This is a genomic window from Streptococcus sp. A69 (genome assembly GCF_058556195.1).
In genome coordinates this window covers 1-24,610 of record NZ_JBZUJU010000008.1, presented here as the reverse complement: position 1 = coordinate 24,610, position 24,610 = coordinate 1, and the positions used below count along the sequence as shown (strand labels likewise).

Annotated in this window: 22 protein-coding genes and 3 tRNA genes; 16 read left to right on the top strand and 9 right to left on the bottom strand. The window is 35.3% G+C overall.

Features of this window, described 5'->3' with window-relative positions; all coding sequences use genetic code 11:
- Positions 1-15 precede the first annotated feature (15 nt).
- Positions 16-2,670: a YhgE/Pip family protein gene (locus AC4ME5_RS09530; RefSeq protein ID WP_491800582.1), complete on the bottom strand. Its 2,655-nt coding sequence runs from the start codon at positions 2,668-2,670 to the stop codon at positions 16-18.
- Between the two features lie 127 nt (positions 2,671-2,797).
- On the opposite strand from AC4ME5_RS09530, the gene AC4ME5_RS09525 reads away from it, so the two are divergent.
- The gene (locus AC4ME5_RS09525) at positions 2,798-3,340 is read left to right on the top strand and encodes a TetR/AcrR family transcriptional regulator (protein ID WP_491800581.1); all 543 of its coding nucleotides are present in this window, start codon (positions 2,798-2,800) and stop codon (positions 3,338-3,340) included.
- 38 nt (positions 3,341-3,378) lie between these two features.
- Here AC4ME5_RS09525 and AC4ME5_RS09520 read toward each other — a convergent pair.
- From AC4ME5_RS09520 to rlmH, 7 genes are all read right to left on the bottom strand, one after another.
- Positions 3,379-3,452, bottom strand: a tRNA-Asn gene (locus AC4ME5_RS09520).
- 5 nt (positions 3,453-3,457) lie between these two features.
- Positions 3,458-3,529, bottom strand: a tRNA-Glu gene (locus AC4ME5_RS09515).
- Positions 3,530-3,580: 51 nt separating this feature from the next.
- The gene (gene comE, locus AC4ME5_RS09510; RefSeq protein WP_000866082.1) at positions 3,581-4,333 is read right to left on the bottom strand and encodes a competence system response regulator transcription factor ComE; all 753 of its coding nucleotides are present in this window, start codon (positions 4,331-4,333) and stop codon (positions 3,581-3,583) included.
- Positions 4,330-5,649 carry a competence system sensor histidine kinase ComD gene (gene comD / locus AC4ME5_RS09505; RefSeq protein ID WP_491800580.1) on the bottom strand — a complete coding sequence of 440 codons (1,320 nt, stop codon included), beginning with the start codon at positions 5,647-5,649 and terminating at the stop codon, positions 4,330-4,332. The genes comE and comD overlap by 4 nt, the downstream gene beginning before the upstream one ends.
- Before the next feature lie 12 nt (positions 5,650-5,661).
- Positions 5,662-5,784, bottom strand: coding sequence for a competence-stimulating peptide ComC (gene comC / locus AC4ME5_RS09500; protein WP_007520968.1), 123 nt, complete (start codon positions 5,782-5,784; stop codon positions 5,662-5,664).
- Positions 5,785-5,949: 165 nt separating this feature from the next.
- Positions 5,950-6,023, bottom strand: a tRNA-Arg gene (locus AC4ME5_RS09495).
- Positions 6,024-6,066: 43 nt separating this feature from the next.
- Positions 6,067-6,546 (bottom strand): 23S rRNA (pseudouridine(1915)-N(3))-methyltransferase RlmH, encoded by a 480-nt coding sequence (gene rlmH / locus AC4ME5_RS09490; RefSeq protein ID WP_491800579.1) that lies wholly within the window; start codon positions 6,544-6,546, stop codon positions 6,067-6,069.
- Positions 6,547-6,731: 185 nt separating this feature from the next.
- Here rlmH and htrA point away from each other — a divergent pair, with 185 nt between their 5' ends.
- The 15 genes from htrA to ftsH all read left to right on the top strand — a co-directional run bounded on the left by htrA (position 6,732) and on the right by ftsH (position 23,080).
- Positions 6,732-7,922 carry a serine protease HtrA gene (gene htrA, locus AC4ME5_RS09485; protein WP_007520971.1) on the top strand — a complete coding sequence of 397 codons (1,191 nt, stop codon included), beginning with the start codon at positions 6,732-6,734 and terminating at the stop codon, positions 7,920-7,922.
- Between the two features lie 57 nt (positions 7,923-7,979).
- Positions 7,980-8,738: a ParB/RepB/Spo0J family partition protein gene (locus AC4ME5_RS09480; RefSeq protein ID WP_007520972.1), complete on the top strand. Its 759-nt coding sequence runs from the start codon at positions 7,980-7,982 to the stop codon at positions 8,736-8,738.
- A 216-nt stretch (positions 8,739-8,954) separates the two neighbouring features.
- The gene (gene dnaA / locus AC4ME5_RS09475; protein ID WP_007520973.1) at positions 8,955-10,316 is read left to right on the top strand and encodes a chromosomal replication initiator protein DnaA; all 1,362 of its coding nucleotides are present in this window, start codon (positions 8,955-8,957) and stop codon (positions 10,314-10,316) included.
- A 153-nt stretch (positions 10,317-10,469) separates the two neighbouring features.
- Complete coding sequence (dnaN, locus tag AC4ME5_RS09470; protein ID WP_007520974.1) at positions 10,470-11,606, top strand: DNA polymerase III subunit beta; 1,137 nt, start codon at positions 10,470-10,472, stop codon at positions 11,604-11,606.
- A gap of 64 nt (positions 11,607-11,670) precedes the next feature.
- Entirely contained in the window at positions 11,671-11,865 is a 195-nt protein-coding gene (locus tag AC4ME5_RS09465; RefSeq protein ID WP_000285183.1) for a DUF951 domain-containing protein, read from the top strand.
- Between the two features lie 84 nt (positions 11,866-11,949).
- On the top strand, positions 11,950-13,065 hold the full coding sequence (gene ychF / locus AC4ME5_RS09460) for a redox-regulated ATPase YchF (RefSeq protein WP_007520975.1): 1,116 nt from the start codon (positions 11,950-11,952) through the stop codon (positions 13,063-13,065).
- A 73-nt stretch (positions 13,066-13,138) separates the two neighbouring features.
- Positions 13,139-13,708, top strand: a complete 570-nt coding sequence (gene pth, locus AC4ME5_RS09455) for an aminoacyl-tRNA hydrolase (RefSeq protein WP_007520977.1) — start codon at positions 13,139-13,141, stop codon at positions 13,706-13,708.
- Positions 13,709-17,212, top strand: a complete 3,504-nt coding sequence (gene mfd / locus AC4ME5_RS09450; protein WP_491800578.1) for a transcription-repair coupling factor — start codon at positions 13,709-13,711, stop codon at positions 17,210-17,212.
- 57 nt (positions 17,213-17,269) lie between these two features.
- A complete protein-coding gene (locus AC4ME5_RS09445) occupies positions 17,270-17,536 on the top strand; it encodes an RNA-binding S4 domain-containing protein (protein ID WP_001234975.1) in 267 nt (88 codons plus the stop codon).
- Complete coding sequence (locus AC4ME5_RS09440; protein ID WP_000041922.1) at positions 17,529-17,897, top strand: septum formation initiator family protein; 369 nt, start codon at positions 17,529-17,531, stop codon at positions 17,895-17,897. The genes AC4ME5_RS09445 and AC4ME5_RS09440 overlap by 8 nt, the downstream gene beginning before the upstream one ends.
- A 4-nt stretch (positions 17,898-17,901) precedes the next feature.
- Positions 17,902-18,024, top strand: coding sequence for an SP_0009 family protein (locus tag AC4ME5_RS09435; protein WP_007520981.1), 123 nt, complete (start codon positions 17,902-17,904; stop codon positions 18,022-18,024).
- Positions 18,017-19,285, top strand: coding sequence for a serine hydrolase (locus tag AC4ME5_RS09430; RefSeq protein ID WP_021164605.1), 1,269 nt, complete (start codon positions 18,017-18,019; stop codon positions 19,283-19,285). The genes AC4ME5_RS09435 and AC4ME5_RS09430 overlap by 8 nt, the downstream gene beginning before the upstream one ends.
- Positions 19,282-20,559 (top strand): tRNA lysidine(34) synthetase TilS, encoded by a 1,278-nt coding sequence (gene tilS / locus AC4ME5_RS09425; RefSeq protein ID WP_096422964.1) that lies wholly within the window; start codon positions 19,282-19,284, stop codon positions 20,557-20,559. The genes AC4ME5_RS09430 and tilS overlap by 4 nt, the downstream gene beginning before the upstream one ends.
- A 4-nt stretch (positions 20,560-20,563) precedes the next feature.
- Positions 20,564-21,106 carry a hypoxanthine phosphoribosyltransferase gene (hpt, locus tag AC4ME5_RS09420; RefSeq protein ID WP_070534697.1) on the top strand — a complete coding sequence of 181 codons (543 nt, stop codon included), beginning with the start codon at positions 20,564-20,566 and terminating at the stop codon, positions 21,104-21,106.
- Between the two features lie 15 nt (positions 21,107-21,121).
- A complete protein-coding gene (ftsH, locus tag AC4ME5_RS09415) occupies positions 21,122-23,080 on the top strand; it encodes an ATP-dependent zinc metalloprotease FtsH (protein ID WP_007520986.1) in 1,959 nt (652 codons plus the stop codon).
- Positions 23,081-23,202: 122 nt separating this feature from the next.
- On the opposite strand, the gene AC4ME5_RS09410 is transcribed toward ftsH, so the two are convergent.
- Positions 23,203-24,554 (bottom strand): IS3 family transposase gene (locus AC4ME5_RS09410; protein ID WP_491800577.1). Its coding sequence is split into 2 segments (ribosomal slippage): positions 23,203-24,113 and positions 24,113-24,554, totalling 1,353 coding nucleotides; the frame shifts between segments, so codons are not numbered across the junction.
- Positions 24,555-24,610 lie beyond the last annotated feature (56 nt).

Sequence of the window (24,610 nt, the reverse complement as noted above, 5' to 3'; positions counted from 1 at the left end):
TCTTGGTCAATCTTTTTAATCCTCTTGCATCTTCTTAGGTTGATAAGCCAGCATACCTAAAACAGTAAAGAAGGCTAGAGTTATAATAAGGAAAATTACTTGATGATGAATATTTCCTGTCATAGAGATTGTTTGTCGTAAGCCTGATACTGAGTAACTCATTGGTAACCATGGATTGACAGTTTTAAAGAAATCATTTGTCAAAGCAAGTGGATAAGTCCCTGCACTTGATGCTAACTGTAATAAAAGTAAAATAAGAGAGAAGAAAGCTCCTATACGGCTATTCCAAGTTGTTAAAGCTGTAACCATAGACATGAAAGCTAAACTTGTGATTATAATTAGAATCAAGGTCCTCATCTCATGGTTCGCAGTCAATCCGATAAGATGGACACCTCCATAAACTAAAACACCTGCTAAGACAGCTATAATCCCATTTATTTCAGAGCGAGACTTCAACCAAGCCCAACGGCTCTCTGGATGACGTCCAGAAGGCAACTTCGCAAAAATCATATTGGTAGATATAGCAGCAACAAAAAGAGCAACTGATATCATATAAGGAGCCATGGCAATCCCATTTACAGGAACTTGGTCATTGTCTGTTTTTGAGAGAACTAGAGGTTCAGATAATGTTTCTGCATTTTTAGATTCTGTCGAAGCTGATTTGAGTTGATTATTAGCATTGCCTAATCCTTGTCCTAATGAATCAACTCCTGTTTGTAAATCTTCAAGACTAGAGGTTAAAGTTGTTCCACCATCTGCTAGTTTTCCAGCACCATCTGCAATCTTCATAGCGCCACTTCCTAGTTGGGATGCTGCAGAAAGTAACTGTGTTGATTTATCTGTTAATTGACCAGAGCCAAATTGTAATTTAGTAAGACCTGCTATTAGCTCTGGACTCTTATTATTCAATTGAGCAGAACCAGATGATAGTTTTTCAATACCTGTTACTAATTCTGGAGTTTTCCCAGCTAGAGTATCCAAACCAGTTGTCAATTTTGAAGAGTTTTCTGTCAACTTGGTTGAGCCAGAAACCAATTGATCCAAACTTGTTGTTAAAGTTGTATTCTTTTCACTTAGTTGATTTACACCTAAAGAAATAGTATCTAATCCTTTAGTATACGCATTAACTCCATTTTCAATTGATTGACTTCCGGGAACTAACTGATTATCTACAGCATTTTGCAACTGTGTAAATCCACTTGACATAGATGTCAAGGAACTAGACGCTATAGGTAAAAGTTGATTTGCTTTAGTCTGTAAAGTAGAAAGATTAGAGACTGGTTGGTTTATACTTTCTAAATTTTCTTTTAAATCTCCTGCCGTCGTTAAAATTGCTTTTGCTGACTCTATCGTAGAATTAGAATTATTTGAAACAGCTTCAGTCAATTCTTTTTTCTGAGTTTCAGTGAGAGATTGATAAGTTGCTGTTGCTTGAAGATTTGTAAGAGTTTTCTCTTGCTCTGCTTGACTATTAGTCACAATATCCTGTGCAAGAGTTGTTAGATTTGGCAAAGCTTCTGATAATGTACTTTTCAGTTGAGTAGTATCTGATATCGTAAGAGCTTGTAGTATTTTATTCAGTTCCCCTAGACTAGTCGCCAATTGAGTTATTTGTTCATTCTGTTGAGATGAGGACTCCAATTGACTTGAAATTTCTTTAATACCAGTATTTAATTGCTCTATTCCATCTCTTAGTGTATCTGATTGGTTAGATAATTGACTCGTTCCGCTGGAAAGTTTTTCTACACTACTTGCATAAGCATTTACACCAACTGAAAATTGACTGAGACCTGCATCCAGTTGTGAAACGCCACCTGTGTAAGATTTTATGCCCGTATTTAGCTGATTTATACCTGTCACCAACTCAGGAGTTTTTGAAGATAATTGACTAAGTCCAGTGTCAACTTGTGAAACGGCATTTGTATAACTTTGTAAACCACTATTAAAAGCCCCTAAACCAAGATGTAATTGCTCTATGGCAAATACATAAGCAGACATGCCTTTTGTAAATTGATCAGCTCCATTTGAAAAAGTTACACTTGAGTTAGCTAGAGTATTAAGATTTGCCGTCAATGTTTGACTTCCTTTTGCTAACTGATTAGTCCCATCAGCCAGTTGTTCACTTCCATCAGCTGCTTTATTTATCCCAGACTTCAAGTCACTCATTTTTTGAAATAGTGCCTTAGTATATGTTTCAGTTACATTCGTAGAGACGGTTTGTTTTAATTGTGTCATTGCAGAATCACTCATCTTACTTGCAATAAAGCTACGGCCACTTGAAGTTTGATAATCAATTTGCATCTGTTCAGGGTGATTTGTTAGGATTGAAGTAGCTTTTTCAGATAAGTCACTTGGTAAAGTTACTACCATATAGTATTCGCCATCATCTAGCCCCTTTTTCCCCTCTTCTTCATTGACAAAATGAAAATCTAAAGTCTTATTTTCTTTTAAATTAGACACCATGTCTTCACCTATTGTCATTGTCTGTCCATTATAAGAAGCTTCCTTATCATTATTAACAACTGCTACAGGTAACTCCGATACTTTACCATATGGATCCCACATTGACGATAAAAATATGATATTGTATAAAGCTGGAATAAGAGAAATTCCTATCATTACAATAATGAATGTCGGTTTTTTAAAAATTGCTTTCCATTCTTTAAACATATTTCCTCCTTTTTTAAACATATTGTCTAAATTTTTGATATAATAGATTATACATTAAAAAATCTAAATTACAAGATAAAAAAATATTTTTTAGACATATAGTCTAAATTGTTCATAAGGAGAAACTATGAAAGAAAGTAACAAACGATTAAAGACAAAGAGAAATATTGAAAATGCCATGGTTCAATTATTGATAGATCACCCCTTCGATCAAATTACTACAATTAAATTAGCAGAAAAAGCTGGAATTAGTCGTTCTAGCTTCTATACTCATTACAAGGATAAGTATGATATGATTGAACACTATCAAAGTAAGTTATTTCATACATTTGAATATATCTTCCAAAAACATGTTCATCATAAAAGAGATGCTATTCTAGAAGTATTTGAATATCTAGAATCAGAACCACTTCTGGCTGCTCTTCTTTCTGAAAATGGAACCAAAGAAATCCAAAATTTTTTGAGAAATAAACTGCATATTATGCTTAGTACTGATCTTCAGAAACGTTTTATGCAACTACAACTAAATTCAATTGAGTTAGAATATAGCAGTATTTATCTAACAAATGCCCTATTTGGTGTTTGTCAGACTTGGATTGCTCATGGGAAAAAAGAAAGTCCGCAAGAAATGACAGACTTCCTTATGAAAATGTTAGGTGATATAAACTAAGAATAAAAAGAACACCAGATGGTGTTCTTTTTATCTAACTCCGCCAGTAGGACTCGAACCTACGACATCATGATTAACAGTCATGCGCTACTACCAACTGAGCTATGGCGGATAAAATAGTCCGTACGGGATTCGAACCCGTGTTACCGCCGTGAAAAGGCGGTGTCTTAACCCCTTGACCAACGGACCATCTATCTGTAGCAGATATAACCATTATATCAATTTCTTACTTATTGTCAATCACTTTTTAGATTTTTTCTCTAGAATATCTTTTAGTTTACGAACTTTCAAACGGGTAATAGGACAACGATGATCTTCATAAAAGACAACTTCTAAATTTTTTCGATCAATTTCTCTCACATTTCCTACATTGACAAGGAAAGATTTATGGGAGCAATAAAATCGCTGAGTATGTTTGTCCTTCTCCTGAATATCTGTCATAGTTCCATAAAACTCTTTGGCAAAATTCTTACCAATAATTCGCAATTTATGAGAAACACCTGTTGTTTCGATATACAGAATATCATGGTAAGGAATTTTCAAATCATTTCCCTTATAGTTGTAATCAAAATAGTCTACAACATCTTCGTTTTCAAGCAGCATGCTCTTAGTGTAAAAAATACTCTGCTCGATACGTTTTTTGAACAATTCATCATTGATGTCCTTATCTACAAAATCTAAAGCTGATACCTGATACTTATAAGTTAAAGTAGCGAATTCAGATCGACTGGTAATAAAGACAATAATAGCATAAGGATTGTGATGACGAATAAACTGAGCCACTTCAAATCCCTTTTTCTCAATTCCATAAATATCGATATCTAGGAAATAAAGCTGGTTTACTTCATCATTTTCGATATATTCCTTAAACTCACGAACTTTTCCTGTTGTCTTATATGAAATAGGAATATTCGATTCTTCCGAGATTTCATTTAATATTCTCTCTAGTCTCACTTGATGTTCAATAACATCTTCTAAAATTAATACTTTCATTCAAATTCTCTCTTAAATCTAATAATTTGTCTAAATGTGTTGTCTTCCATTTCTGTTTCTAAAATAATGTTGTCATACTTATCTAAGATCTCCTTGACATTATTAAGTCCTAGACCTCTGTTTCTTCCCTTGGTAGAGAAACCTAAGGCAAATAAATCTTCTGAAGGCGTCATAGTGATTTTACATGAATTCTGGATAACTATAACTGTTTCAAAATCTATTTTAATGACTGCAACTTCCATTTGTTTCAAGTAACTATCTGCGGCACCTTCAACAGCATTATTTAATAAAATACTCATGATGCGAACAAGATCAAGTAAATCCATTGACAATCTAGTAATGACATCTTTTACTTCCAATGTAAACTCTACATCATTATTTCGTGCATATACAATCGATTGAGCAATTAAACTTCGTAAAGCCGAATCTTCTATGTTATTTAAATCAAAGTAAGTATATTTGTCTGACCTCAATTTCTGATTTGCTTTTACTAGGACTTCGTTGTAAATCCTGTCAATTTCGTGTAAATTTCCGCTGTCAATCGCCATTTGCATGCTGACAAGCATCCCTGCATAGTCATGACGAAAACCTCGAATCTCATTATACAAACCCACAATCTCATCTGTATAAGTTTGTAAATACTTTTGTTCAAATTTCTTCTGCTTTAGGGCAATCTCTTTTTCAATTTGAACCTTATAAGAATTCATTGCAAAGAAAACTAATAGCAGACAGATAAAAACAATGGTTGATAAAATACTTCCAAAACTATTTAAGTGATGAATCGTACTTACTATATCTGAAACAAACAATAAGATATGCAAACCAAAGAAAGCAACTATTACTTTTTTTAAAAAAGGGTACAGATAATCTTTATCAAAATATTTTATTTCCAAATGAAAATAACGAATTGTTTTTAAAATAACAAAATAAGTCAACAACAATACTACTAGAAAGAATATACTTTCATAGTGTAATGCAAGCTCATCACCTGTTATCGAGGATAGGGTTACAGCTATAAAAGTATGAGTACTATGATATAAGAGAGAAAGCAAGAAACTTAGGAATACTCCCCTATACTTATCAAACTTTTTAAACCATATAAAATAAGCGTATAAAATAAATGGATATAAAAATTTTTCAATCCCTAGTCCACTTAAATATATAGAATAGAAGAAAAATTCAATTACAAATTCTACTATTACTGTGTAAAAAATAAAGAAGTATTGTTCTTTTCTAGTTGTATTACAAATCAAATTATAACTTTTACTAGTAATAAAAATATGTAATATAACGCTTATTATTGCGAAAAAATCCATTCTTTTCTCCCTTTACTTTCTTTTAAAAAAATAAAATAAAAAATTATTTTCCTTTCTAATTTCTCCACCTCGAATCTCCTGCAATTCTGCCTCTGTTACCTCTTTAAATTGTTCCAATTTTACTGTATTTTTCATAATGAAATCTCCTGTATTATTTTTTTCTTGTAAGTTAACTTACAAATCTATTATACAAAATGAAGACCATGTAAGAAAAAATTTTTCTCAACTGTACATTTTTGCACCTGAAACGCACTTTTTTAAGAAAAAAGCTGGGAAAACTCCCAGCTTTGCATCTAAAATTGATCCCAGCAGGATTCGAACCTGCGACCGTTCGCTTAGAAGGCGAATGCTCTATCCAGCTGAGCTATGAGACCTAACATGAACATTCTATCAAAAAACAAGAGCTAAGTCAATCTTCTATTTGTGATAAGGAGATCCCTGCTGAATTGTAAAAGCTCGGTAAATTTGTTCAATTAAAACCAATCTCATTAACTGATGTGGTAAGGTTAGACGTCCGAAACTGACAGAAAGATTAGCCCTATTTTTTACAACAGGAGCTAGACCTAAACTTCCTCCAATGATAAAAGTAAGAATTGAATATCCTTTTATAGAAGCCTGCTCTAGTTGCTTACTAAATTCCTCTGAGGAGAGTGTTTTTCCTTCAATGGCTAGTACAACGACAAAGTCTCTTTCTCCAACCTTAGAAAGAATTCTTGCGCCTTCTGTTTCCAAAATTTTTTGATTTTCTAATTCACTGGCTTTGTCAGGTGTCTTCTCATCAGCGAGCTCAATCATTTCTAATTTGGCGAAACGTAAAATTCGTTTGGTATACTCAGCAATACCATCTTTTAAGTATTTCTCTTTCAGTTTTCCTACTGTTACAATTTTTATTTTCATTCTTCTATTCTATCATATACACACTTCATTTCACATCTTATACACAAAAAAATCATCCAAAAATACTATTAAATTCACAGAATAAGGTGAGTTATCCACAACTTGTGTAAAACTTTAAGCTTTTAAGTTTGGATTAAGTTAATAGGTTTATAATCTGAGTAAATAAATAACAAACGGAGGCGTTTATGAAACACTTACAAAAATTTTACAAAAAGGGAGTTAAAGTTCTTGTAATCATTCTAATAGGATTTTTAAGTGGTGCCTTAGGAAGTTTCGTAACATTACAACTTTATCAAAAACAAGGAAATCAAGCTACAAATAATAATTCTGGCACTGTAACTCAAACATCATACAAGAATGAAAACTCAACTACTCAAGCAGTGAATAAAATTAAGGATGCTGTTGTATCAGTCATTACTTACTCTGCTAATAAACAAAGTAGTGTATTTGGAACCGAAGAATCAAATTCTGATACGGATAATCAACAGATTGCAAGTGAAGGATCAGGTGTCATCTATAGAAAGAACGAAAATGATGCTTATATTGTAACAAATACTCACGTTATTAACGGAGCTTCAAAAGTTGATATCCGCTTAGCTGATGGTACAAAAGTTCCTGGTGAAATTATCGGATCGGATACCTTCTCTGATATTGCTGTCGTAAAAATTTCTTCAGAAAAAGTTACAACAGTGGCAGAATTTGGTGATTCAAGCCAACTTAATGTTGGAGAAACAGCGATTGCTATTGGTAGTCCTTTAGGTTCAGAATATGCTAATACAGTTACACAGGGAATCATCTCAAGTCTTAATCGAAATGTTTCTCTAAAATCTGAAGATGGTCAAGCTATTTCAACAAAAGCCATTCAAACAGATACGGCCATTAACCCTGGTAACTCTGGTGGTCCGCTTGTAAATATTCAAGGACAAGTAATTGGTATTACATCAAGTAAGATTGCAAGTAATGGTGGAACATCTGTGGAAGGTCTTGGTTTTGCAATTCCTTCAAACGATGTACAAAATATTATTAAACAGCTTGAAAGTGATGGTAAAGTGACTCGTCCTGCTCTTGGAATCCAAATGGTCAATCTATCTAACGTTGGAGCTAATGATCTTAGAAAACTAAACATTCCAAGTGGCCTCACTTCAGGGGTAGTTGTTCGATCTGTTCAAAGTAATATGCCTGCAAATGGACATCTTCAAAAATACGATGTCATTACTAAAGTTGACGACAAAGAGATTACTTCATCAACAGACTTACAATATGCTCTTTACAACCATGCTATTGGAGACACTATAAAAATAACCTACTACCGTAATGGTAAGGAGGAAACAACCTCTATAAAACTAGATAAGAATTCTGGTGATTTGGAACGTTAATTGACATCAGTGTAAAGAAAACTTTACAGAAAGTAAAAGATATGTTAGTGTAGAATCATGGAAAAATTTGAAATGATTTCTATCTCTGAAATACAAAAAAATCCTTACCAACCTCGGAAAGAATTTGATGTAGAAAAATTAAAAGAATTGGCTCAGTCAATCAAAGAAAATGGGCTCATCCAACCAATCATCGTTCGTCAATCTCCTGTAATTGGTTATGAAATCCTTGCAGGAGAGAGACGATATCGAGCTTCTCTCTTGGCTGGTCTGACCTCTATTCCAGCCGTTGTGAAACACCTATCAGATCAGGAAATGATGGTTCAATCAATCATTGAAAATTTGCAGAGAGAAAACTTAAATCCTGTTGAAGAAGCACGCGCCTATGAATCTCTAGTAGAAAAAGGATTTACTCACACTGAGATAGCCGATAAAATGGGGAAATCTCGACCTTATATCACTAATTTTATTCGTTTACTTTCCCTACCAGAATATATCTTAGCTGAAGTAGAAAATGGGAACATTTCTCAAGCACATGCACGTTCACTAGTTGGTTTGGACAAAGAGCAGCAAGACTATTTCTTCCAACTAATCAAAAATGAAGATATTTCTGTGAGAAGGTTGGAAGCACTACTGACAGAAAAAAAAAACAAGAAGCAGAAAAAAAGCGATTCTTTCATCAAAGATGAAGAAGATAAATTAAAAAAACTACTAGGTTTAAGTGTAGAAATTAAACTTTCTAAAAAAGATACTGGAAAGATTGTCATCTCTTTTTCAAGTCAAGAAGAATACGATAGAATTATTAACAGCCTGAAATGAGGCTGTTCTTTTATTTTCTCAACCCACAAATTTATCCACCAATTTTTTTATCAAAAAGCCTATTGAATCAAGGAAATATCTATTTATCCCCAACCTGTGGATAAATACTACTAACATTGTGGATTCTTTTCCACAATCTGTGGAAAATTCCTACTATCTATGGTAAAATAAGTCTAGCACTAAACTACTAAAATCATAGTAAAGGAGGAAAAATAGTTGAAAGAAAAGCAATTTTGGAATCGTATTTTAGAATTTGCTCAAGAAAGATTGACGCGATCTATGTATGATTTCTATGCTACACCTGCTGAACTTATCAAAGTAGAAGAAAATACAGCTACTATATTTCTACCGAGATCAGAGATGGAAATGGTGTGGGAAAAGCAATTAAAAGATATTATCATTGCTGCTGGTTTTGAAATTTATGATTCTGAAATCAAACCTCACTATATTTTCACTAAACCTCAGAGTACAGAATCTCCTCAAGTAAATGATACAAATAGTGTCTCTACTTACGATTATACACCTACACTACCAACGATTCCCTATTCTGAAACGGGATTAAAAGAAAAATATACCTTTGATAACTTTATTCAAGGTGATGGGAATGTTTGGGCGGTGTCAGCTGCACTAGCTGTATCTGAAGATTTAGCTCTGACCTATAATCCTCTTTTCATCTATGGAGGACCTGGTCTTGGAAAGACTCATTTGCTCAATGCGATTGGAAATGAGATTTTGAAAAATATTCCTGATGCGCGTGTCAAATACATTCCTGCCGAAAGCTTTATCAACGACTTTCTTGAACACTTGCGACTTGGGGAAATGGAAAAGTTCAAAAAGACTTACCGTAGTCTTGATCTCTTATTGATTGATGATATCCAATCTCTCAGCGGTAAAAAAGTCGCAACCCAGGAAGAATTTTTCAATACCTTCAATGCTCTTCATGATAAGCAGAAACAGATTGTCCTAACCAGTGATCGAAGTCCTAAACACCTAGAAGGCCTTGAGGAGAGGCTTGTCACGCGCTTTAGCTGGGGATTGACGCAAAATATCACCCCTCCTGACTTTGAGACACGTATCGCCATTCTTCAAAGTAAAACAGAGCATTTGGATTACCATTTCCAAAGTGATACTCTGGAATACTTGGCTGGCCAATTTGACTCAAATGTTCGAGAACTGGAAGGAGCAATCAACGATATCACTTTAATTGCCAGAGTGAAGAAGATTAAGGATATCACTATTGATATTGCTGCGGAAGCTATTAGAGCACGTAAGCAAGACGCCCGCCAGATACTTGTTATTCCAATTGAGAAAATCCAAACTGAAGTTGGTAATTTTTATGGAGTGAGTGTCAAAGAAATGAAGGGTACGAGACGAGTTCAAAATATCGTTTTAGCGCGTCAAGTTGCTATGTATCTAGCTAGAGAACTGACAGATAACAGTCTTCCAAAAATCGGAAAAGAATTTGGCGGAAAGGATCACACCACCGTGATTCATGCCCATGCTAAAATCAAATCATTGATTGACGAAGACGATAATTTACGTTTAGAAATAGAAGCAATCAAAAAGAAAATTAAGTAGCTTGTGGATAAGTTTTCCTTTCTTATCTTTTTTATCCACATTTTTTAAACAAGCTTAGAAGCTTAAGTTTACTAAATAGCACTCAGTTTTCCACAGAATTCACACACTCTATTATTACTATTAACTTTCTAATACTAAAATAAAGGAGAATCCATGATTCATTTTTCAATTAATAAAAATTTATTTTTACAAGCCTTAAATACCACAAAACGAGCAATTAGCTCCAAAAATGCTATTCCAATTTTATCAACAATCAAAATTGATGTTACCAACGAAGGAATTACTTTAGTTGGATCAAATGGACAAATTTCCATTGAAAATTTCATTTCTCAAAAAAATGAAGATGCTGGTCTTTTGATAACTTCCTTAGGTTCGATTCTTCTTGAAGCCTCTTTCTTTATCAATGTTGTCTCCAGTCTTCCAGATGTAACGCTTGATTTCAAAGAGACTGAACAAAAACAAATTGTCTTAACAAGTGGCAAATCAGAAATCACCCTAAAAGGAAAAGATAGCGAACAGTACCCACGAATCCAAGAAATTTCAGCAAGTACTCCTTTGGTCCTTGAAACCAAACTACTCAAGAAAATTATCAATGAAACAGCTTTTGCTGCAAGTACGCAAGAAAGTCGCCCAATCTTAACAGGTGTCCACTTCGTATTGAGCCAAAATAAAGAACTAAAAACAGTTGCGACAGATTCTCATCGCCTTAGCCAGAAAAAATTGACTCTTGAAAAAAATGGTGATGATTTCGATGTGGTGATTCCTAGTCGCTCTCTACGTGAATTTTCAGCTGTATTTACGGATGATATTGAAACAGTGGAGATTTTCTTTTCCAACAATCAAATCCTCTTTAGAAGCGAAAATATAAGCTTCTACACTCGTCTCCTAGAAGGAAACTATCCTGATACAGATCGTTTGATTCCAACTGACTTTAACACGATAATTACTTTTGATGTTGTTAATTTGCGTCAATCAATGGAACGCGCACGTCTCTTATCAAGTGCGACTCAAAATGGTACTGTGAAGCTTGAAATTAGAGGTGGTGTTGTTAGCGCCCATGTTCATTCTCCTGAAGTTGGTAAAGTAAACGAAGAAATCGATACTGATCAGGTGACTGGTGATGATTTGACCATTAGTTTCAACCCGACTTACTTGATTGATTCCCTCAAGGCTTTAAATAGCGAAAAAGTGACTATTAGCTTTATCTCAGCAGTTCGTCCATTTACTCTTGTGCCAGCAGATACTGACGAAGACTTCATGCAACTCATCACACCAGTTCGTACAAATTAAGTGAAAGAGGTTGAGCCTAGCTCGCCTCTTTTATGATATAATCGAAAAAGAAAAGGAGAGTAGTATGTATCAAGTTGGAAATTTTGTTGAGATGAAAAAACCACATGCTTGCACAATAAAGTCAACAGGAAAAAAAGCCAATCGTTGGGAAATTACACGTGTAGGGGCAGATATCAAAATCAAATGTAGCAATTGCGACCACCTTGTCATGATGAGTCGCCATGATTTTGAACGAAAAATGAATAAGATTATTGACTAAGAACCTTTAGTTAGAGAGTTAGCAAGTTTTCCCTTTTTGTGTTATAATGTTAGGGATTGAAATGAGAACGGAGAATGAGAAACTATGGCTTTAACAGCAGGTATCGTTGGTTTGCCAAACGTTGGAAAATCAACCCTTTTTAATGCAATTACAAAAGCAGGAGCAGAGGCCGCAAACTACCCATTTGCGACTATTGATCCAAATGTTGGGATGGTAGAAGTTCCAGATGAACGCCTACAAAAACTAACTGAAATGATTACTCCTAAAAAGACAGTCCCAACAACATTTGAATTTACAGATATTGCAGGGATTGTAAAAGGTGCATCAAAAGGAGAAGGTCTAGGGAATAAATTTTTAGCCAACATCCGTGAAGTAGATGCGATTGTTCATGTTGTGCGTGCATTTGATGATGAAAATGTCATGCGTGAACAAGGACGTGAAGATGCCTTTGTGGATCCACTCGCAGATATTGATACTATTAACCTGGAGTTGATTCTTGCTGACTTAGAATCAGTTAATAAACGCTATGCGCGTGTAGAAAAGATGGCACGTACGCAAAAAGATAAGGAATCCGTGGCAGAGTTTAATGTTCTTCAAAAGATTAAACCAGTCCTTGAAGATGGAAAATCAGCTCGCACCATCGAATTTACAGATGAAGAACAAAAAGTTGTCAAAGGTCTCTTCCTTTTGACCACTAAACCAGTTCTTTATGTTGCTAATGTGGATGAGGATGTAGTTTCAGATCCAGATTCTATCGAATATGTGAAGCAAATTCGTGAATTCGCAGCGACAGAGAATGCTGAAGTAGTAGTTATTTCCGCGCGTGCTGAGGAAGAAATTTCTGAGTTAGATGAGGAAGATAAGCAAGAGTTTCTTGAAGCACTTGGTTTGACTGAATCAGGCGTTGACAAGTTGACTCGTGCAGCTTATCACTTGCTTGGGCTTGGAACTTACTTCACAGCTGGTGAAAAAGAAGTCCGTGCTTGGACCTTTAAGCGAGGGATGAAAGCTCCTCAAGCAGCTGGTATTATCCACTCAGACTTTGAAAAAGGGTTTATTCGTGCAGTAACAATGTCATATGAGGATCTAGTGAAATATGGATCTGAAAAGGCTGTAAAAGAAGCTGGGCGTTTGCGTGAAGAAGGAAAAGAATATGTCGTTCAAGATGGCGATATCATGGAATTCCGCTTTAATGTCTAATAACATTTAACAAATAGTGTCAACTAGGTTGGAAAAAAATTCCAACCCTTTTGGCTTTTGAAAGGAAAAATAAATGACCAAATTACTTGTAGGATTAGGAAATCCAGGGGATAAATATTTTGAAACCAAGCACAATGTTGGTTTTATGTTGATTGACCAATTAGCTAAAAAACAAAATGTCACTTTTACACACGATAAGATATTTCAAGCTGACCTAGCATCTTTTTTTCTTAATGGCGAAAAAATTTATCTTGTTAAACCAACGACTTTTATGAATGAAAGTGGAAAAGCAGTTCATGCTTTATTAACCTACTATGGTTTGGATATTGAAGATTTACTCGTTATTTACGACGACCTTGACATGGAAGTTGGAAGAATTCGTTTAAGAGCAAAGGGCTCAGCAGGTGGCCATAATGGGATTAAATCTATTATTAAACATATAGGTACTCAGGTTTTTAACCGTGTTAAAATAGGTATTGGCAGACCTAAAAAAGGCATGTCTGTTGTTCATCATGTTTTAAGTAAATTTGATCAGGATGACTATGTAGGTATTTTACAGTCAGTTGACAAGGTTGACGATGCTGTAAATTACTATTTACAAGAGAAAAACTTTGAGAAAACAATGCAGAGGTATAACGGCTAAATGGTGACTTTATTAGATTTATTCTCAGAAAATGATCAGATAAAAAAATGGCATCAAAATCTGATAGATAAGAAAAGGCAACTAATGTTAGGTCTGTCAACTTCTACCAAGGCTCTTGCAATTGCAAGTAGTCTAAAAAAAGAAAAAAAGATTGTGTTACTGACATCGACTTATGGAGAAGCAGAACGAATTATCAGTGATCTTCTTTCTATCTTAGGAGAGGAACTTGTCTATCCATTTTTGGTAGATGATTCTCCTATGGTAGAGTTTTTGATGTCTTCACAAGAAAAAATCATTTCGCGGGTTGAAGCCTTGAGTTTTTTAACTGATTCATCTAAGAAAGGGATTTTAGTTTGTAATATCGCAGCAAGTCGATTGATTTTACCTTCTCCCAATATATTCAAAGATAGTATTGTAAAAATCTCAGTTGGTGAAGAATATGACCAACATGGCCTTCTTCACAAATTAAAGGAAATAGGCTATTGCAAAGTTACGCAAGTACAAACTCAAGGTGAGTTTAGTATTCGAGGGGATATTTTAGATATTTTTGAGATGTCTCAGTTAGAACCTTTCCGAATTGAGTTTTTTGGGGATGAAGTAGATGGAATTCGAACTTTTGAAGTAGAAACACAATTATCAAAAGAAAATCAAACAGAACTCACCATCTTTCCAGCTAGTGATATACTTTTAAGAGAAAGGGATTATACACGAGGTCAGTCAGCTTTAGAAAAGCAAATTTCAAAGACCTTATCACCGATTTTAAAATCATACTTGGAAGAGATTTTGTCAAGTTTTCATCAAAGACAGGTGCATTCAGATAGTCGGAAGTTTTTATCTTTATGTTACGATAAAACATGGACAATATTTGATTATATTGAAAAAGATACACCAGTATTCTTTGATGATTACCAGAAATTGATGAATCAGTATGAAGTCTTTGAAAGAGAATTAGCTCAATACTTTACAGAAGATTTACAGAACGGTAAAGCATTTTCTGATATGCAGTATTTTGCAGATACAGAGCAAACCTATAAAAAACAAAGTCCAGTTACCTTTTTCTCCAATCTACAAAAAGGATTAGGAAATCTCAAGTTTGATCACATTTATCAATTTAATCAATATCCTATGCAAGAGTTTTTCAATCAATTTTCTTTTCTTAAAGAAGAAATTGAGCGATATAAAAAAATGAACTACACCATTGTTCTGCAGTCTAGCAATTCAATGGGGAGTAAAACATTGGAGGATATTTTAGAGAAATATCAGATTAAACTGGATTCAAGAGATAAGTCAAGTATCTGTAAAGAATATGTAAACTTAATTGAGGGTAATCTAAGACATGGTTTTCATTTTGTAGATGAAAAAATTCTTTTGATTACTGAACATGAGATTTTTCAAAAGAAATTAAAACGTCGTTTTAGAAGACAACATGCGTCAAATGCAGAGCGATTAAAAGATTATAATGAACTTGAAAAAGGGGACTACGTTGTTCACCATATTCATGGAATTGGTCAATATCTAGGCATTGAAACAATTGAAATCAAAGGGATTCACCGGGATTATGTCAGTGTTCAATATCAAAATGGGGATCAAATCTCCATCCCAGTTGAGCAGATTCAATTACTGTCCAAATATGTTTCAAGTGATGGGAAAGCTCCAAAACTTAATAAATTAAATGATGGTCATTTCAAAAAGGCCAAGCAAAAAGTTAAGAACCAGGTAGAGGATATAGCTGACTATTTAATCAAACTTTATTCTGAGCGTAGTCAGTTGAAGGGTTTTGCTTTCTCAGCTGATGATGATGAGCAACATGCTTTTGATGATGCTTTTCCTTATGTTGAAACGGATGATCAACTTCGCAGTATTGAGGAAATCAAGAAAGATATGCAGGATTCTCACCCCATGGATCGACTTTTGGTTGGAGATGTTGGTTTTGGGAAGACTGAAGTTGCAATGCGTGCAGCCTTTAAGGCGGTCAATGATCATAAACAAGTTGTCGTTCTAGTTCCGACGACGGTTTTAGCGCAACAACACTATACGAATTTTAAGGAAAGATTCCAAAATTTTGCTGTTAATATTGATGTATTGAGTCGCTTTAGAAGTAAAAAAGAGCAGGCAGAGACACTTGAAAAATTAAAGAATGGTCAAGTTGATATTTTGATTGGAACGCATCGTGTTTTGTCAAAAGATGTTGTGTTTGCTGATTTGGGCTTGATGATTATTGATGAGGAACAGCGATTTGGTGTTAAGCATAAGGAAACTTTGAAAGAACTAAAAAAACAAGTAGATGTTCTAACCTTGACAGCAACACCAATCCCTCGTACTCTCCACATGTCTATGCTAGGAATCCGAGATTTGTCTGTTATTGAAACACCTCCGACCAATCGTTATCCAGTGCAAACCTATGTATTGGAGAAGAATCCTAGTGTCATTCGTGATGCTGTCTTGCGTGAAATGGAGCGTGGAGGTCAAGTTTACTATCTTTACAACAAAGTTGACACTATTGATCGGAAGGTTTCAGAATTACAGGAGTTGATTCCAGAAGCTTCGATTGGGTTTGTTCATGGACAAATGAGTGAAATTCAGTTAGAAAACACTCTATTGGATTTTATTGAAGGCCAATATGATATTTTGGTGACAACTACCATAATTGAAACAGGCGTTGACATTCCAAACGCCAATACCTTATTTATTGAAAATGCAGACCATATGGGTTTGTCAACCTTGTATCAATTAAGAGGAAGAGTTGGTCGGAGCAATCGCATTGCCTATGCCTATCTCATGTATCGTCCAGAAAAATCAATTAGTGAAGTCTCTGAGAAGAGATTAGAAGCGATTAAGGGATTTACAGAATTAGGCTCAGGATTTAAGATTGCGATGCGAGATCTTTCGATTCGTGGAGCAGGAAATCTCCTAGGAAAATCGCAGTCTGGTTTCATTGATTCTGTTGGTTTTGAATTGTATTCTCAGTTACTAGAAGAAGCTATTGCTAAACGGAACGGTAATGGGAATAAAAGAATCAAAGGAAATGCTGAGTTGATTTTACAAATTGATGCTTATCTTCCTGATACTTATATTTCTGACCAACGACATAAGATTGAAATTTACAAGAAAATTCGTCAAATTGACAATCGTGTCAACTATGAAGAACTACAAGAAGAATTGATGGATCGCTTTGGAGAATACCCAGATGTAGTAGCCTATCTTTTAGAGATTGGTTTGGTCAAGGCATATTTTGACAAGGTCTTTGTAGAACGTGTAGAGAAAAAAGAAAATAAGATTACAGTTCAATTTGAAAAAGTCACTCAACGACTATTCTTGGCTCAAGATTATTTTAAAGCCTTATCCGCAACGAACTTAAAAGCAGCCATAGCTGAGAATAAGGGATTAATGGAAGTTGTATTCGATGTCCAAAACAAGAAGGATTATGAAATTTTAGAAGGTTTGCTGATTTTTGGAGAAAGCTTATTAGAGATAAAAGAATCAAAGGAAGCAAATCCCATTTAACATTTTTCTTCTATAAAAAGGATAAAAATGGTACAATAATAATTTGAGGTAATAAAAATGAGATTAGACAAGTATTTAAAAGTATCACGAATTATTAAGCGTCGCACAGTCGCAAAAGAAGTAGCAGATAAAGGTAGAATCAAGGTGAACGGAATCTTGGCCAAAAGTTCAACGGATTTGAAAGTTGATGACCAAGTTGAAATTCGCTTTGGAAATAAGTTGTTGCTTGTTAAAGTACTAGAGATGAAAGATAGTACAAAAAAAGAAGATGCAGCAGGCATGTATGAAATTCTCAGTGAAACACGGGTAGAAGAAAATGTCTAAAAATATTGTACAGATGAATAATTCTTTTATTCAAAATGAACATCAACGTCGTCGTTACCTGATGAAGGAGAGACAAAAGAGGAATCGTTTTATGGGTTGGGTCCTTATTTTGATGATCTTGTTGTTTATTTTACCAACTTATAACTTGGCCCAAAGCTATGATCAGTTACTGCAACGCCGTCAGCAATTGACAGAGTTGAAAGAGCAGTACCAAACTCTTAGTGACGAAAAGGATAAGGAATCTGCTTTTGCTGCAAAGTTGAAAGATGAAGACTATGTAGCAAAATATGCACGCGCCAAGTACTATTACTCAAAGAAACGAGAAGCGATTTACACAATTCCTGATTTGCTTCCGAGGTAATGTCATGGAAAATATATTAAAAGTTGTTGAGCAGTTTTTAAGTTTATCAGATGAAAAACTAGAGGAATTAGCAACTAAAAATCATTTATTACGATTACAAGAAGAAAGGGAAGGAAAGAATGCGTAAGTTCTTAGTAGTTCTATTGCTACCTGCTTTTATTATCATTTCAAGAGTAGTTAGCACAGAAAAACAGCTTCCTTACTCTTCACAAGAAATTTATTATCTAACTGAGTCTAACTATGGATTCTACTATAAAGAAATTTTGGAATCCCCTAAGGTATATGGAGAAACAACTCTCTATGCTAATGAGGACCTTGTCAAGGAGTCTGGTAAATTAACTCCTGAAATCGCCTTTAAAATAGTAGAATGGCGTTTGAATAAACAAGGTATTCCTGTTTTTAAATTAGACAATCATCAGTTTATCCTTGCAGATAAGCGTTTAGTCTATGATCAAAGTCATGTTCAAACTCAAAATAGACAAGTATGGTTGGAACCAGGGTTTGTTATTTATAGCAGCCCTTATGACGTTAAAGAAATTTCTTCTATCCTCTCTCCTTATCAACACGTAACAGTGGATAGAACCCTCTTTGCTGAGGGACAAGAATTTCTTCATATTGATCAAGTTGGGTGGGTATCAAAAGAGTTCGTCTCAGAAGAGGACAATCGCATCCAGAAGGTTCAAGAAATCTTATCAAACAACTATCAGAATGAAAATTACTCTATTTATGTTAAACAGCTGAGTACAGGTAAAGAGGCTGGGGTGAATGAAGACAACAAACTCTATGCAGCTAGCATCTTGAAATTGGCCTACCTTTATTATGCTCAAGATAAGATAAATCAAGGCGACTATACGCTGGACAGCAGTTTCAAGTATATCCCAGAAGTAAATAGCTTCCCTGGATCCTATAAACCAGAAGGTAGTGGTAGTTTACCTAAAAAAGAAGACAACAAAGATTACAGTCTCCAACAGTTAATTACCAAAATAACAAAAGAGTCTGATAATGTTGCTCATAATATTTTAGGTTATTATGTGACCAATCAATCTGACGGCGTTTTTAAAGAAAAAATGTCTACTATTATGGGTGAAGATTGGGATGTGAATGATAAATTGACTTCTTCAAAAATGGCTGGAAAAGTTATGGAAGCTATTTATAATCAGAATGGTTTTGTCTTAGAATCTCTCAGTAAGACTGATTTTGACAATCAAAGAATTGCAAAAGGTGTTTCGGTTAAGGTGGCTCATAAAATCGGAGATGCGGATGAGTTTAAACATGACACTGCCATTGTCTATACTGATTCTCCTTTCGTTCTTTCTATTTTCACCAAAAATTCTGATTATGACACTATTGCTAAGATAGCCAAGGATGTCTATGAGGTTCTAAAATGAGGAAACGGGATTTTTTAAATCATTTTCTCCGAAAAGAGTATTTCAAAAAACATTCTAAAGTCGTGTTAGCTTTATCTGGCGGACTGGATTCAATGTTTTTATTTCATCTATTGTCTACTTACCAAAAAGAGTTGGAAATTGAGCTGATTGTAGCACATGTCAATCACAAGCAGAGAAGTGAGTCTGACTGGGAGGAAAATGAACTAAGGAAGTTAGCTGATGCAGCTGAACTTCCTATTTATATCACAAGCTTTTCAGGAGACTTTTCAGAAGCGCGTGCTCGAGAGTTTCGTTATGATTTTTTTAGGAAAATCATGAAAGAGGTTGGAGCAACTGCCTTGGTCACTGCCCACCATGCAGATGATCAAGTTGAAACGATTTTGATGCGCTTGATTCGAGGAAGTCGGTTACGCCATTTAACAGGGATAAAAGAAAGTCAAGTAGTTGATGATATTGAAATCATCCGTCCCTTGTTGCATTTTCATAAAACAGACTTCCCACCAATTTTTCATTTCGAAGATCAAACAAATCGTGAGAACAGCTATTTTCGCAATCGTATTCGGAATAGGTATTTACCAGAACTTGAAAAAGAAAATCCTCGTCTTAAATCCGCCCTTTTAGATTTTGGAATGGAAGTTTCAGATTACCAAGCAACCATAACGGAGCTTTCTGAACAGATTGATGTAGAAGATTTGAATGAGCTCTTTTCATACTCAGAACAAACTCAAGGGGTCTTGCTCCAGAACTATCTCAATCAATTCCCAGACTTAAATCTTACGAAGTCTCAGTTTGATGAAGTTCGACAGATTTTAGCAAGGAAAAGCCAGTATCGTCATCCATTGAAAAATGGTTATGAATTGATAAAAGAGTATCAAAAGTTTAGAGTTTGCAAAATCAGTCCTCAGGCTGATGAAAAGGAAGATGAACTTGTGTTACACTATCAAAATCAAGTTCGATATATGGGGTATCTATTTTCTTTTGGTATTCCTATTGAAGGGAAGTCTGTTCAAAGAGTAACGGTTTCACGAGAAACATCTGTACACATTAGATATCGAAAACCTGGTGATGTTATTAGGCTGAATGGTCATCGAAAGAAACTGAGGCGTTTGTATATAGATTTGAAAATCCCTATTGAAAAACGAAAAACAACTCCTATTATTGAGCAATTTGGAGAAATTGTCTCAATTTTGGGAATTGCGACCAGTGATTTGAGTAAAAACACGAAAAATGATATAATGAACACTGTACTTTATATAGAAAAAATAGATAGGTAAAAAGATGTTAGAACACGATATTAAAAAAATCCTCATTTCACATGATGAAATTATAGAAGCAGCTAAAAAGCTAGGTAAACAATTAACCAAAGACTATGATGGAAAAAATCCAATTCTTGTTGGAATTTTGAAAGGATCGATTCCTTTTATGGCTGAGTTGGTCAAACATATTGATACACATATTGAGATGGACTTTATGATGGTATCTAGCTACCATGGTGGAACTGCAAGTAGTGGTGTCATCAATATCAAGCAAGACGTAACTCAAGATATCAAAGGAAGACATATTCTATTTGTAGAAGATATCATCGATACAGGTCAAACTTTGAAAAATCTGCGAGATATGTTTATTGCAAGAGAAGCAGCTTCTGTTAAAATCGCGACTTTGTTGGACAAACCAGAGGGACGTGTTGTTGAAATTGAAGCGGATTATACTTGCTTTACTATTCCAAATGAGTTTGTGGTAGGTTATGGTCTAGATTATAAAGAAAATTATCGTAACCTTCCTTATGTTGGAGTATTGAAAGAAGAAGTTTATTCAAATTAGAAAGATTTATCTTTAATGAAAAAACAAAATAATGGTTTAGTTAGAAACCCATTTCTCTACTTGTTAATTATCTTCTTCCTAGTGACAGGATTCCAGTATTTTTACTCTGGAAATACTGCTGGGCGAAGCGAAAAAATTAACTATACAGAACTGGTAAAAGAAATTACTGCAGACAATGTAAAAGAATTAACCTATCAGCCAAATGGTAGCATCATTGAAGTGTCTGGTGTTTATAAAAATCCTAAGACTAGTAAGGAAGAAACAGGAATTCAATTTTTCACTCCTACTGCTACAACAGTAGAAAGATTCTCAAGTACTATTCTTCCGTCTGATTCAACAGTTTCAGAATTGCAAAAACTTGCTTCTGAACATCAGGCAGAAGTAACAGTCAAACATGAGAGTTCAAGCGGTATGTGGATCAATATCCTTGTCTCTGTTGTGCCGTTTGCTATTCTCTTATTCTTCCTATTCTCTATGATGGGAAATATGGGAGGAAATAGTGGCCGAAATCCAATGAGTTTTGGACGTAGCAAGGCCAAGGCTGCTAACAAAGAAGATATCAAGGTACGATTCTCAGATGTTGCAGGTGCTGAGGAAGAAAAACAAGAATTAGTAGAAGTTGTTGAATTCCTAAAAGATCCAAAAAGATTTACCAAACTTGGTGCGCGTATTCCTGCGGGTGTTCTTTTAGAGGGACCTCCGGGAACAGGTAAGACTTTGCTTGCTAAGGCGGTTGCCGGAGAAGCAGGCGTTCCATTCTTTAGCATTTCAGGATCTGACTTTGTAGAAATGTTTGTCGGAGTTGGCGCAAGTCGTGTTCGTTCTCTTTTTGAGGATGCTAAAAAAGCAGCACCAGCCATTATCTTTATCGATGAAATTGATGCTGTTGGTCGCCAACGTGGAGTTGGTCTCGGTGGAGGAAATGATGAACGTGAGCAAACCTTGAACCAGCTCTTAATTGAAATGGATGGTTTTGAGGGTAATGAAGGAATTATCGTTATCGCTGCGACAAACCGTTCAGATGTTCTTGATCCAGCTCTTCTCCGCCCAGGACGTTTTGATAGAAAAGTCTTGGTTGGTCGCCCTGATGTTAAAGGTCGTGAAGCAATCTTGAAAGTTCACGCTAAAAACAAACCTCTAGCAGAAGATGTTGATTTGAAATTAGTTGCCCAACAAACTCCAGGTTTTGTTGGTGCTGACTTGGAAAACGTTCTAAACGAGGCAGCCTTGGTTGCAGCCCGTCGCAACAAGTCAGTTATTGATGCTTCAGATATTGATGAAGCAGAAGATAGGGTTATTGCTGGACCTTCTAAGAAAGATAAGACAGTTTCACAAAAAGAACGTGAATTGGTTGCCTACCATGAGGCTGGACATACCATTGTTGGTCTAGTTTTATCGAATGCCCGTGTTGTTCATAAAGTGACTATCGTACCACGTGGCCGTGCAGGTGGTTACATGATTGCACTTCCTAAGGAAGATCAAATGCTTCTATCTAAAGAAGATATGAAAGAGCAATTAGCAGGATTGATGGGTGGTCGTGTTGCTGAGGAAATTATCTTTAATGTCCAAACGACAGGAGCTTCAAATGACTTTGAACAGGCTACTCAGATGGCGCGTGCAATGGTCACTGAATACGGTATGAGTGAAAAACTAGGCCCAGTTCAGTATGAGGGTAATCATGCTATGTTTGGTGCACAAAGTCCTCAAAAATCAATTTCAGAACAAACAGCTTATGAGATTGATGAGGAAGTTCGTTCATTATTAAATGAAGCACGGAATAAAGCAGCTGAAATTATTCAATCAAATCGTGAAACTCATAAGTTGATTGCAGAAGCATTGTTGAAATACGAAACATTGGATAGTACTCAAATTAAATCTCTTTACGAAACAGGAAAAATGCCTGAGACTGTAGAAGAGGAATCTCACGCCCTATCTTATGATGAAGTAAAATCAAAGATGAGTGAAGAAAAATAAATTTAGGCTCTTTGTCAACTGTAGTGGGTTGATAAAAAGTTACAACCTGAAACTGGGACAATAGTCCCTTATCTCCAAAAAAAGCAACGGATTGTACTGGCCCCAAAAAGTTGGACAAATAATTATTGAAAGGATTTAGTTCTGTACTGCACAGGACTAAGTCCTTTTAGTTTTACCTTAATTCGTTTGTTGTTGTAATAATCAATATAGTCTACAATGGCTTGTTCCAATTGCTTAAGCGACTGAAACGACTCCTCATAACTGTAAAACATCTCCGACTTCAAAATACCAAAGAACGACTCCATCATGCCGTTGTCTGGGCTGTTGCCCTTGCGTGACATGGAGGCTTGAATTCCCTTACTCTCTAGGAACCGATGATAAGAATCATGTTGGTATTGCCAGCCCTGGTCGCTGTGTAAAATGGTATTTTCATAGTATTTCTCTGTGAATGCCTGTTCTAACATACTCTTCACTTGTTCTAAGTTGGGCGAAGTAGAAAGATGATAAGCAATAATTTCACTGTTAAAGCCATCTAAAACAGGGGATAAATAGAGTTTCTGTGTGCTATTTGGAATGGCAAACTCCGTTACATCTGTATAGCACTTTTCCATTGGTTTGGTTGCTTCAAATTTGCGTTGAATGAGATTATCTGCTTTCTTGCCAATCTCTCCTCGGTAGGAAGAATACTTCCGTTTACGACGAATTCGAGCCGTTAGACCAAGGACCGTCATCAGACGTTGAACTTTCTTATGATTCACTACAAAACCACGATTTCTGAGTTCGAGAGTAACTCGGCGATAGCCATAATTTCCTTTATGGTCATTATAAATAGTCTGAATTTCGGTTTTAAGCTCTTTATCTTTATCAACCCCATCCAGTTGTTTCAACTGATAATAGTAAGTTGGGCGAGCTAAACGTGCTGTTTCAAGAAGTAAATCTAGTCGAAATCCTCCTGAAGCCATTTCTCTAACTGTTTCTGCCTTTCTCGCTCTAGGGCTTCGTCCCTTTCCTCTAACTCTTTTAACTTTTTTAGGTAGGCCACCTCAGTCCGTAAGCGTTCATTCTCCTCCTGGAGTCGTTCTAATTCTGTCATTTCTTCCCAAGTTTTCTTTCGTTTACGTCCCATTTTAGCTGGTCTCCCTCTTATTTTCTCAACAATAGTATACCCGTTTTTCTTGTATTGCGCCAGCCAATTTGGAAGCATACCACGATTTGGGAGAGCATATTTGAGAGAAACTCTATCTTGAGACCAGTTTTCATGTAAAACTTTATCAATCATTTCTTGTTTTAATTCTGGGGAATAGTAACGATTTTTTCCTTTTTTGACGAATTCTATTCCGTAACAATCAATCAATTTAATCATGTACCTAAGATTAGAATTGTTTATCCCAAATTTATTTGAAAGCTGCTCTAAGCTATATCCTTGTTTTCTAAGTTCATAGATCTGAACTTTATCATCATAAGTTAATTTCATAGTAAAAACACCCCAAAAGTTAGATTTTTTCTGTCTAACTTTTGGGGTGCAGTTCA

What these genes read in the sequence shown, in the direction of transcription:
- AC4ME5_RS09530 (WP_491800582.1), bottom strand. Translation starts at nt 2,670, where the DNA reads ATGTTTAAAGAATGGAAAGCAATTTTTAAAAAACCGACATTCATTATT.
- AC4ME5_RS09525 (WP_491800581.1), top strand. Translation starts at nt 2,798, where the DNA reads ATGAAAGAAAGTAACAAACGATTAAAGACAAAGAGAAATATTGAAAAT.
- comE (WP_000866082.1), bottom strand. Translation starts at nt 4,333, where the DNA reads ATGAAAGTATTAATTTTAGAAGATGTTATTGAACATCAAGTGAGACTA.
- comD (WP_491800580.1), bottom strand. Translation starts at nt 5,649, where the DNA reads ATGGATTTTTTCGCAATAATAAGCGTTATATTACATATTTTTATTACT.
- comC (WP_007520968.1), bottom strand. Translation starts at nt 5,784, where the DNA reads ATGAAAAATACAGTAAAATTGGAACAATTTAAAGAGGTAACAGAGGCA.
- rlmH (WP_491800579.1), bottom strand. Translation starts at nt 6,546, where the DNA reads ATGAAAATAAAAATTGTAACAGTAGGAAAACTGAAAGAGAAATACTTA.
- htrA (WP_007520971.1), top strand. Translation starts at nt 6,732, where the DNA reads ATGAAACACTTACAAAAATTTTACAAAAAGGGAGTTAAAGTTCTTGTA.
- AC4ME5_RS09480 (WP_007520972.1), top strand. Translation starts at nt 7,980, where the DNA reads ATGGAAAAATTTGAAATGATTTCTATCTCTGAAATACAAAAAAATCCT.
- dnaN (WP_007520974.1), top strand. Translation starts at nt 10,470, where the DNA reads ATGATTCATTTTTCAATTAATAAAAATTTATTTTTACAAGCCTTAAAT.
- AC4ME5_RS09465 (WP_000285183.1), top strand. Translation starts at nt 11,671, where the DNA reads ATGTATCAAGTTGGAAATTTTGTTGAGATGAAAAAACCACATGCTTGC.
- ychF (WP_007520975.1), top strand. Translation starts at nt 11,950, where the DNA reads ATGGCTTTAACAGCAGGTATCGTTGGTTTGCCAAACGTTGGAAAATCA.
- pth (WP_007520977.1), top strand. Translation starts at nt 13,139, where the DNA reads ATGACCAAATTACTTGTAGGATTAGGAAATCCAGGGGATAAATATTTT.
- mfd (WP_491800578.1), top strand. Translation starts at nt 13,709, where the DNA reads ATGGTGACTTTATTAGATTTATTCTCAGAAAATGATCAGATAAAAAAA.
- AC4ME5_RS09445 (WP_001234975.1), top strand. Translation starts at nt 17,270, where the DNA reads ATGAGATTAGACAAGTATTTAAAAGTATCACGAATTATTAAGCGTCGC.
- AC4ME5_RS09440 (WP_000041922.1), top strand. Translation starts at nt 17,529, where the DNA reads ATGTCTAAAAATATTGTACAGATGAATAATTCTTTTATTCAAAATGAA.
- AC4ME5_RS09435 (WP_007520981.1), top strand. Translation starts at nt 17,902, where the DNA reads ATGGAAAATATATTAAAAGTTGTTGAGCAGTTTTTAAGTTTATCAGAT.
- AC4ME5_RS09430 (WP_021164605.1), top strand. Translation starts at nt 18,017, where the DNA reads ATGCGTAAGTTCTTAGTAGTTCTATTGCTACCTGCTTTTATTATCATT.
- tilS (WP_096422964.1), top strand. Translation starts at nt 19,282, where the DNA reads ATGAGGAAACGGGATTTTTTAAATCATTTTCTCCGAAAAGAGTATTTC.
- hpt (WP_070534697.1), top strand. Translation starts at nt 20,564, where the DNA reads ATGTTAGAACACGATATTAAAAAAATCCTCATTTCACATGATGAAATT.
- ftsH (WP_007520986.1), top strand. Translation starts at nt 21,122, where the DNA reads ATGAAAAAACAAAATAATGGTTTAGTTAGAAACCCATTTCTCTACTTG.